This window comes from Fusibacter sp. (assembly GCF_057447755.1).
The window spans coordinates 1-10036 of record NZ_JBVBZF010000125.1 but is presented as its reverse complement, the minus strand read 5'-3'; the positions used below and the strand labels follow the sequence as shown (position 1 = coordinate 10036).

Here is a 10036-nt window from a genome sequence, read left to right as displayed (position 1 = left end):
GTAAATGAAAGGCGACTGCTCTGTATGCTCAATGAGTTTTTTGTCATTTAGGGTAACCGAAAAACGATTTTCGCCCTTGCTAAATTGCATAATATACCTCGCTCTATAATGTTCTTCTACATTTCTGCAACTTCTTCAACAGAAAGCATTTCTGTGAGATGGCGTTCTTCTTGCTCTTTATTTAATGCATCTACACGTTTGTTAACTTTCATAAAGGAAGAAACCAGAACTGCTGTTAAGATCAAAATTACTAAACTGATTGGACGCTTGAAGAAAATGAGTAAGTCGCCATCATAAATCAGCATGCTGTTGACAAAATTTTGTTCCATAATAGGTGCTAAAATCATCCCTAACATAATCGGAATAACTGAAATGTCCAGTATCATCAGAATATAACTAATCACCAATACCCCCATCATGAGGATTACTTCGTAGTATGAACCATTGGCTGCAAACGCACCTGCGAAACAGAAGGTAATAATCAATGGTCCTAAATAGCTATATCTAACTTGGACGATTTTTGCCACTTGTCTGGTAAATATTTTACCGATGAAATAGAGCAGGAAGTTGGCAATAATAACACCAAAGATGATGGCATAGGCTGTAGTAGCCTGCTTGGTAAACATGGTTGGTCCTGGAATAATACCATGGAGTATGAAAGCCCCTAGTAAAATTGCAGTAACACCATCTCCTGGTATTCCTAAAGTAAGAAGCGGAATCATAGCCGTTCCTACGATGGCATTATTACTGGATTCTGCTGCTGCAACGCCTTCAAGACTTCCCTTACCAAAGAGCTCTGGATGCTTTGAAGCACGCTTGACTTCGTTATAACAGAGGAACTGTGCCACACCACCGCCTACACCCGGCATTGTACCGATAAGGGATGCAATTGCCGTGGATCTGAAAATCGCTGGCATAATGGATTTACGTTCTTCCTTGGTCATACCCTCTTTATCGATTTTTGAGATGTCTCCCATTTGACCCTTGGTATTGATGAAATCCCTGGATTTTATCATGACCTGCGTCAAGGCGATAAAGGCAATCATGGCTGGCATGATGGAAAGGCCTTCATAAAAGAGCATGGTGCCAAATGAAAATCTTGAAACGCCTGTAACATAATCGAGACCGATCACGGAGATAAAGAGACCCATTAATCCCCCGATAATGCCTTTAAATATGTTGTCACCACTGACACCTGCAATGAGTGATAAGCCTAAAATCGCCAGTGCAAAGTATTCAGTCGATGTAAAATTCGAAACCATTTTTGAAATCAGGCCGGAAGTAAATAAGAGGACAACCGCTGCAATAACACCACCTACTACAGATGCATATAGGGAAACATCAAGTGCCTTCTTTACTTTTCCCTTTTTCGCCAAGGGATATCCATCAAAGGTTGTCGCAATGGCGGCATTGGTTCCCGGCGTGTTGAGTAGTATGGCACTAATGGAGCCCCCATACATTCCGCCTACATAAACACTTAAGAGTGCAATAATTGCTGTTGATGCTGATGAAAAAGAATACGTTAAAGGTAACAAAAGGATAATACCAAGTGTTACGGTTAGTCCGGGGATACAACCTACTACCATCCCCAATATAATTGATAGGACAATGACCGTTAAATTGTAAAGGGTCAAAACCTCCATAAGTCCACTAAAAATTGCTTCCATAGTCTAGCCTCCAATCACGGGAAGTGAAATATTGAACACTTCAATAAAGAGATAATAGACGCCGATGCCGCCTGCCACTGTGAAAAGATAAATGAACGGCTTGCGCTCACCCAGCGTATACAGCATCATCGGAAGAACGACGGCAACACCTATAATAAACCCAAAGTTTAACATGACAACGCCAAATAAAATCATGAGAACGATCATCTTGATAGATGCCCATTCAATATTAAGATCAAATTCAACGATTTTTTCCTTTTTAAACACAAGACTTTGAATGATCAAACCGATTGAACAAAGTAAGATACCGTATAGCACAAGATAAGGAATGATTCGAGGACTCGGACCACCATTGTCGTATGCTGGAATCGCCACCTGCGACGGTACCAACGCAATGAAAATAACACTTAAGATAGCAAACAAAATACCACTGACCAGGTTTGTTCTGATTTTCATCTTCTCCCCCATAAATATCCAAAATAGAGGGAATCACTGACGCGATTCCCTTTATATTTGTTGATAAACCTAAAAGAAATTACTTTCCACTTAATAATTGATATGCAACAATCGCCTTATCAATTGCAGTTCCTAAAAATGCAACTGCATCATCTCCGTAGAGTTCAAATTTGTTTAAGCCAATTTCTTGAATCCAATCGCTGTACTCAGGTGTCGCCCAAACGGCTTGACTGATTTCAGCAACTTTAGCCGACCAAGCAGGATCTGTACCTGTTCTACCAGCAATAAAACCGCCAGCTGGTAGGATTGATCCAGTATAGTCTTTAGCTGCATCTAAGTCTGCATGTTTGTTTTCTACTAAGCTTGGCACGCTGATTGCGCCTTCAGGGCCCTTAAAGCCATTGAATGCTCTGTCAGAGAAAGCAAGAATCGGAATTAAAGTACCTGCTTCAACTTCTTCCATACCCGCTTGAGTTGTACCAACAAAAACATCAACTTCGCCACTTACAAGACCTTGCTTTTGAGCAGCACCACCATCATAACCAACAACAGTTACTTTACCGCCTTCAAGTGCGATTAAAGAACCAAGTGCTAAATGTGGGTCAGAAAGTGGGTTACCACCTGACATTTTTAAGCTACCTTCTTTTGCCTTAGTAAGAACTTCTGCTAAAGTTGTACCAGGTTTTCCGTATAGAATCCAAGTTCTATCATCCACAGTTGCAATTGGAAGGAATGCTGCTAAATCATATGGAACTTGCTCAGTGCCATATTTCTTACCAATTTCATGTCTGTATGCATTTCCATAACCAAGAACAAATAATTCTTTGGCATTTGGATCAACATTTTGATAGTAAGCAGCTGCAACGAAACCGTCGCCACCTGTTTTTTGTTCTACGACGAACTCATACTCTGGGTATAAATCGCCAGCAACTTTTGCGTATTTACGCGCAATTGCATCTGCCGTTCCGCCGACACCGTAAGGACAAATAATTTTTACAACTTCTGTTTTGCCTGAAGTTGTTGTTTCAGGTGCTGCTTGTTCTGTAGAAGCTTGCTCTGTGGTTGCTTCAGGTGCTGCTGGAGCAGGAGCTTCTGTTTTTGGTTGACAGCCTACAGTCATGAGCATCATTGAAGTAATCATGATGCAAACAAATAACATCTTAAACACTCTTTTCATCTTCTTTCCCCTTATATCTTTATTTATTTTTTATGGCAAATGAGCCATTTACCACCCCAGTAAGGTGTCTATAACACAGGTTTTTCAGCATAAGCCCCCGTATTATAAAACTTTGATCTCAGAACCAATGCCACAGGCCCAACGGCACTGTTGTTTGGCTCTAAATTCGATAATCTCACTCTGACCTTTGTATTAGGCCCTAGGTAATCCTCTAATCGGCTTAAGATTCGGTTGAAGATCTCATGCTGATTAAAAATAGACCCATAGACACAGACATTTTCCGGATTAAACAAAATAATGCTGTTTGCCAAAGATTTTGCAAAATAATCGTATCTTGGTTCAAATATGGAGAGGATGGTTTCATCCCCCTCAACCATTAAGGTGTTCACCTGTTGATAATCTATAATAGACCTCTTCTTATCCACAATAAGTGATAAATACTGTTGACCCTTATCCTCTAAATCACGGATGATCCCCTTCTCAGAGATCAAGGACTCAAGACAGCCTTTTCGTCCACATCTGCAGACCGTATCGGCATTTGGCAGGACAATGGTATGTCCAATTTCACCTGCTCTGTTATCCACGCCCTCTATTATGGAGCCCTTCTGAACAATTGCCATACCAAGTCCAGGACCATACTTTACAAAGAGAAAATTCTCACTTTCCTCCTGTTGTGCAAAATCCATTTGAGACAAGGCCAAGGCTTTGACATTATTGTCAGAGATAACACTGATCTGAAGCTCTTGTTCTAAGGTTTTCTTTAGCCAATCAATATCGATGTTCTTCAGACCACCAATGTAACCCACGCCAATACCCAATATGGCATTTTTGTCGATGTTGTTGTTCCATAAAAGGTAGAGACTTTTTTCAACAATAAGTTTTACGATGCCTTCAGCATCTGGTGCGTCAAGATCCGAATATGCGATTGTATAAATGTCTATGGCCTCACCTAGGACGTTTGAAATCAATAGGGTCAAATGTGTTTCGGCTAATGAGAGACCCAATGCATAACCAAACTGTTTATTGATTTCCAAGGTAATTTTATTCCTACCGATGCCACTGTTTTCTTGACTGCCCGTTTCGACAATAACGCCTTCTTCTATCATTTCAGAGACAATTGCTGATATACCCGCTTTGGTCAAGCCCATCTGATCCGATAAGTCTTTTCTTGAAATATCACGTCCGTTTCTTAAAATCTTAAGAACCTTGCTTCTATTTCTTTTTTTGACGTCATTTGAATTTAAACCCCTCTTTGACATGACTGTTTCCTATCTAAATTTATTCTTGTATACAGTGTGCAGTATAATGCAATTTATGATTTAGTAAACTCACTTAACTATATGCAAATACATTGAAACCCTTTATTTTCAATCTTATGAAGATTTGACAACTTTTTAACTTGAATTAATTAACTCATTTAACTAATTCGTTTCTCCCTCATTATATCGACCAATAGATGGGCTGTCAACACAAATATTCAGACAATTTACAAGATTGAAACAGTGAACATTCACGTGCTTTTAAGCCCTATTTTTAATAAGCGCTCAAGGTAAAACCGCTTGATTTCAACTAATGCAAGGGATAAAGTTAATCCCAACGTCAAGGGTTTTTAGGCCATAATGTAGGAAAAATCATAGTAATATTTTGTCATAATGCAATTATATTGATGTAAGTCGACAAAATTTTTCTACCAAATTCTCATATGACTGTCCATTTGTCTCTAATGTACTAAAATTAAAACTTTCCTATACTTATTTGTAAGGTACAAAAATTTAAGGAGGGTTTTTTATTATGAGAAAAGCATTTATATCACCATCAAAATATGTTCAAGGGGAAAATGAACTTTTAAATCTAGGCTACTTTGTTAAAACATTTGGGGAGTCCGCTCTATTGATCGCTCATGCTGAGGATGTAAAAAGAGTTAAGTCAAAACTTGAAGCTACTGAGAAAAAGTTCGGTATAAAATTTGTAGAAAGCAACTTTGGTGGCGAATGTTCAAGAGAGGAAGTTAAAAGACTAGAAGAAGTTGCACTCGAAAACAAGTGTGCTTGTACCATTGGCCTCGGAGGCGGTAAAGCCATTGACACAGCAAAGTGTGTTGCCAAGGGGAATGCCTTGATTATTTGTCCGACGATTGCAGCTACAGATGCACCAACTAGCCACTCAGCGGTCCTTTATACGCCAGATGGCGCATTTGATGACTATGCTTATTTCAGTCAGAATCCAAGTGTTGTCCTCGTTGATACCACAGTTATTGCAAATGCACCTACTCGCTTTTTAGTATCGGGCATGGGGGATGCGCTCTCAACTTATTTTGAAGCTCGTGCAACCAGAAATGCTTATGCCAACGTAAACGCAGGCCTACCATGTGGCTTTAGAGAGGGCTATTGTGGACCAGCCAAAGGCACAAATACTGCATTTGCCCTTGCAAAGCTCTGCTACGAGACGCTTTTATCAGACGGCTTAAAGGCAAAACAAGCGAGTGATGTCAACCAAGTGACACCTGCCCTTGAAAATATCATCGAAGCAAACTCATTGCTTTCTGGTTTAGGCTTTGAAAGTGGTGGTCTGGCAGCTGCACATGCGGTTCACGATGGCTTAACCATACTTGAAGGCACTCACAAGTACTTCCATGGCGAAAAAGTTGCCTTTGGAACCTTGGTCCAATTGGTACTAGAAAATGCACCTGCTGAAGAAATAAATGAAGTCCTATCTTTCTGTCTAAGCGTTGGACTACCCGTATGTCTAAGCGATATCGGTGTAGATTCACTTACAGACCAAGAGCTTCAAGAAGTTGCTGAAAAAGCATGTATACCTGAAGAATCTGTTCATTCTATGCCTTTCCCGATTACGGTTGAAGCAGTCGCTGCTGCAATTAAAACCGCAGATGTTATTGGTAAAGCCTTCAAAGCTGAAAGATTATAGGGATCATCCATCGGGTAGCCACCACGCTACCCGGTGTTTATCTAGAAATATTGATTAGAAACACACAAAGGGGTTTATATGAATTTTCGTAGCAAAACACTCATTATGATTCTGACACCTGTCTTTTTGGGTTTTATAATAATCATTGGCTATATCTCAGTCAATATGTACACGAGCCAGAAAGACACAACTTTGGCATACGCCTTAGTGGTGTCCGGCGAAACCGGTAACGAGATAAAAGCAGAGCTTGAAGTCGCTTCGGATGCCGCTAGAACGCTGGCAAATGTCATGTCCGCCTATATATCAAACGACATGCCCTCTCGATCCGCTGCCGAATCAATGCTCATGCGCATTATGGATGAGAATCCTGGTTTTCATGCAGTCTGGATGGGCTTTGAGCCCAATACCTTTGATGGCAATGACGATGCTTTTAGAAACACCACTGGGCATGACATGTCAGGCCGTTTTATCCCCTATTTTTATCGTCAAGACGATTCGATCCAGCATCATTTTCTCAGTTATTACAACGATCCTGTATATGGGGACAACTATCTACACAGTCTTACAACCGGTGAGGAATATATCACCCAGCCCAACACCTTTGACATAAATGGTGAAACAGTTCATATGATCAGCATTACGGCCCCAGTTTACTACAAGTCTCGAATCGTCGGTGTTGCTGGTGTGGATCTCACCATAGACAGACTCCAGGAAATTACGCAGGCATTAAAATTTTATGAGTCAGGATACGGTCAATTAATTACAGACCAGGGCTTGATCGCTTCACATAAGGATGAAACACTCATCGGTGGAAGACTTGAGGCGCTTGCCAATGACCAGGCACTACAAACGGCCATGGCATCAGGACAAAATTATTTTGAAACCATGGTTGACGATGCCACAGGTGATCGCCTATATCAAACCTTTACGCCCTTAAAAATCGGAAAAAATCAAACTTACTGGGCTTATGGCACAGTCGTTCCAGAATCTGAAATCTTTGAGGATATCTATTCGTTTATCCTCAGAATCTTCTTAATTAGCGGCCTCCTTCTAATATTTTTGGCGACTTTACTCTTTGTACTTTCCACCATGATTACAAGGCCAATACTGTCCATTACAGAAAGCGTCAAAACATTGAGTTCATTGGATTTCACAGCCAATACAAGCACCGATCACTTAAAGCTGTCTAAAAGAAAAGATGAACTCGGCACCATGACCAAGGCCTTGATCGCCATGCAGGAGAATGTGAGTGACTTTATAAGAGAGGTTCTTGCAACCACTGAAAAGGTAAGCCTTTATTCAAACAACTTTGTCACCTTGGCCACAAAAGTTTCTGTTTCAGCTGTGGAAGTAAGTCAAACCATTGAAGCTATCGCTCAGGGTGCTGGAGAGCAAGCAGAGCAAACCGAAAATGCAGCTGTACAAATGGGGCTTTTGGATGAGCAAATTGCAAAAACACTCGAACAGCTGGATACCCTTAACCAATTTGCTTCAGACATCCATAACCAGCAGGCTTCGGGCGATAAGATTATTAAGTCCTTGACATTGGCCACACAGAGAAGCGAGACTGCCAACAAGACCATTCAAGACTTGATTGAAAGTAACTCCAAGGATGCAGATGCCATCGAATCCTCTAGCCAAATGATCAGCAGTATTGCAGATCAAACTAACCTTTTGGCTCTAAATGCAGCCATAGAGGCCGCTAGAGCTGGAGAATCTGGAAAAGGCTTTGCTGTGGTTGCCGATGAGATTCGAAAACTCGCTGAGCAGTCAGCCCAGTTCTCATCAGAAATCCACGCACTTATAACACAGCTGAAGTCAAACTCAAACAAGGCTGTCAAGGCCATGGAAGAGGTGGGCCAAGTTGTATTTGAACAATCTGCAAGTGTTAGAGAAACCGAATCTAAATTCTCTGACATTTCCATGTCACTTGACAGTGTCAATCAGGGCTTAAGTGCCCTCAACACTCTGAATCAAGCCATGATCCAATGCAAGAACAATGTTCTGGATGTCATTCGTGATTTATCCGCCATCTCTGAGGAAAATGCAGCCAGCACTGAGGAAACAACTGCTTCCATAGAAGAACAAACAGATAAAATCAATGAAATAGAACAGGCTGGAAAGGCCTTGAATCTCATTGCACTAGATCTCAATAAGGTCATTTCGCGTTTTAGGATTTAAAGCATTACTGAAAAGGATTTTAAAGATAAAAGTACTCTAGAAAGGGACGAATATTCATGAAAAAGATCATTAACAAACCAGAAAATTTAGTATTTGAAATGTGTAAAGGGATAGAACTTGCACATCCTGAACTTCAATTTATTGAAAAATTCAAAGTTGTAAAAAAAAGAGACATCAATAAGGAAAAAGTGACTCTCATCAGTGGCGGTGGCAGTGGCCATGAACCTGCTCATGCCGGTTTTGTTGGGCAAGGGATGCTGGATGCCGCTGTTTGTGGGGATGTATTTGCATCACCCTCACAGATCCAAGTCTATCAGGCGATTCGAGAGACCACCAGCAACAAGGGGACACTCCTCATCATTAAAAACTATAGTGGGGACATGATGAATTTTAAAAACGCAGCGCACTTGGCTGACGAAGATGGGATCAAGGTAGATTACATCAAAGTTGACGACGATATCGCCGTACAGGATTCCCTATATACTGTGGGCCGAAGAGGCGTTGCAGGCACCGTATTTGTTCATAAAATCGCTGGTGCTTTGGCAGAAGAGGGCAAGACCCTTGAAGAGGTCAAAGCTGTGGCAGAAAAAGCAGCACAAAATGTTAAGAGCATTGGATTTGCCTTTAGCTCATGTACCGTGCCAGCTAAGGGAACACCAACTTTTGCAATCGCAGAAGACGAAATGGAATACGGTGTTGGCATCCACGGCGAGCCTGGTATCCAAAGGGAAAAAATCATTACTGCAGATGAATTGGCGGAAAGAATGGTCCCTAGTCTACTGGACTCACTGTCAATGACGCAAGGTGAAATCGCATTGATGGTTAATGGCTTTGGCAGCACACCGCTTCAGGAGCTCTACCTCTTAAACCATGCGATTTGCAAAGCCCTTTCAAAAACAGATGTGGTCATTCACAGAATATTCGTAGGCAACTACATGACTTCCATCGATATGCTAGGTGCATCTGTTTCCATCTTAAAGCTAGATGACACGTTAAAAACACTTTTAGATGCACCTTCAAAAACACCGGGCTTTAATGTTTATGGTCCTGTGGAACAAACTGAGTACACACCGCTTTCCACAGACAGCCAAGAATCAAATAACGGCGTATCCTATACACTTGAAACTAAGGAGACATTCGCCAAAATTGAAAATGAACGCTTTTCACTCAACAATCTGATTTATGCCATTGATGCCATGAGTGACTGCATCATTAAAAACGAGGTCGCCTTCTGCGAGCTTGATTCACATGCTGGCGATGGGGACTTTGGAATGAGTGTTGCCAAGGGTTTCCGCCAACTTAAACGCGAATGGAAATCCCTTATCACGGACTCTAAGACCATAGGTGATTTCTTAGACAGCTGCTCCTTAATCATCATGGAATACTGTGGTGGTGCATCCGGTCCAATTTGGGGCTCAGCATTCAGGGGTGCCGGAAAATCTGCAGGCAAGGTCACCGATTTATCCTTGAAGGACTTTGCCGATATGATACAGGCAAGTGTGACCTCAATCCAAGCCACTGGTGAGCGTTCATTTGGCCGTGGTGCTGTGGTAGGCGACAAGACCCTAATCGATGCCCTAGTGCCATTTGCAGATTCGCTTGATCAAGCTGCTGAAAAACACTTATCCTT

The 10036-nt window shown here is 41.5% G+C and carries 7 protein-coding genes; 3 read left to right on the top strand and 4 right to left on the bottom strand.

Translation table 11 applies throughout. From position 1 onward, the window contains the following. Nucleotides 1–116: 116 nt before the first annotated feature. The 4 genes from AC220I_RS13410 to AC220I_RS13395 all read right to left on the bottom strand — a co-directional run bounded on the left by AC220I_RS13410 (nucleotide 117) and on the right by AC220I_RS13395 (nucleotide 4559). A complete protein-coding gene (locus AC220I_RS13410) occupies nucleotides 117–1667 on the bottom strand; it encodes a tripartite tricarboxylate transporter permease (protein WP_486724354.1) in 1551 nt (516 codons plus the stop codon). Nucleotides 1668–1670: 3 nt separating this feature from the next. After that, nucleotides 1671–2123 carry a tripartite tricarboxylate transporter TctB family protein gene (locus tag AC220I_RS13405; RefSeq protein ID WP_486724353.1) on the bottom strand — a complete coding sequence of 151 codons (453 nt, stop codon included), beginning with the start codon at nucleotides 2121–2123 and terminating at the stop codon, nucleotides 1671–1673. Between the two features lie 79 nt (nucleotides 2124–2202). Further along, nucleotides 2203–3300, bottom strand: coding sequence for a type 2 periplasmic-binding domain-containing protein (locus AC220I_RS13400; RefSeq protein ID WP_486724352.1), 1098 nt, complete (start codon nucleotides 3298–3300; stop codon nucleotides 2203–2205). A 68-nt stretch (nucleotides 3301–3368) separates the two neighbouring features. Next, nucleotides 3369–4559, bottom strand: coding sequence for an ROK family transcriptional regulator (locus AC220I_RS13395; protein WP_486724351.1), 1191 nt, complete (start codon nucleotides 4557–4559; stop codon nucleotides 3369–3371). A gap of 532 nt (nucleotides 4560–5091) precedes the next feature. Between AC220I_RS13395 and AC220I_RS13390 the strand changes: the two genes are divergently transcribed. From AC220I_RS13390 to dhaK, 3 genes are all read left to right on the top strand, one after another. Further along, nucleotides 5092–6225 carry a glycerol dehydrogenase gene (locus AC220I_RS13390; protein WP_486724350.1) on the top strand — a complete coding sequence of 378 codons (1134 nt, stop codon included), beginning with the start codon at nucleotides 5092–5094 and terminating at the stop codon, nucleotides 6223–6225. Nucleotides 6226–6303: 78 nt separating this feature from the next. Then, nucleotides 6304–8406: a methyl-accepting chemotaxis protein gene (locus AC220I_RS13385; protein ID WP_486724349.1), complete on the top strand. Its 2103-nt coding sequence runs from the start codon at nucleotides 6304–6306 to the stop codon at nucleotides 8404–8406. A 56-nt stretch (nucleotides 8407–8462) separates the two neighbouring features. Further along, nucleotides 8463–10036 (top strand): dihydroxyacetone kinase subunit DhaK (gene dhaK, locus AC220I_RS13380; protein WP_486724348.1); only part of this gene is annotated, 1574 nt, incomplete at its 3' end.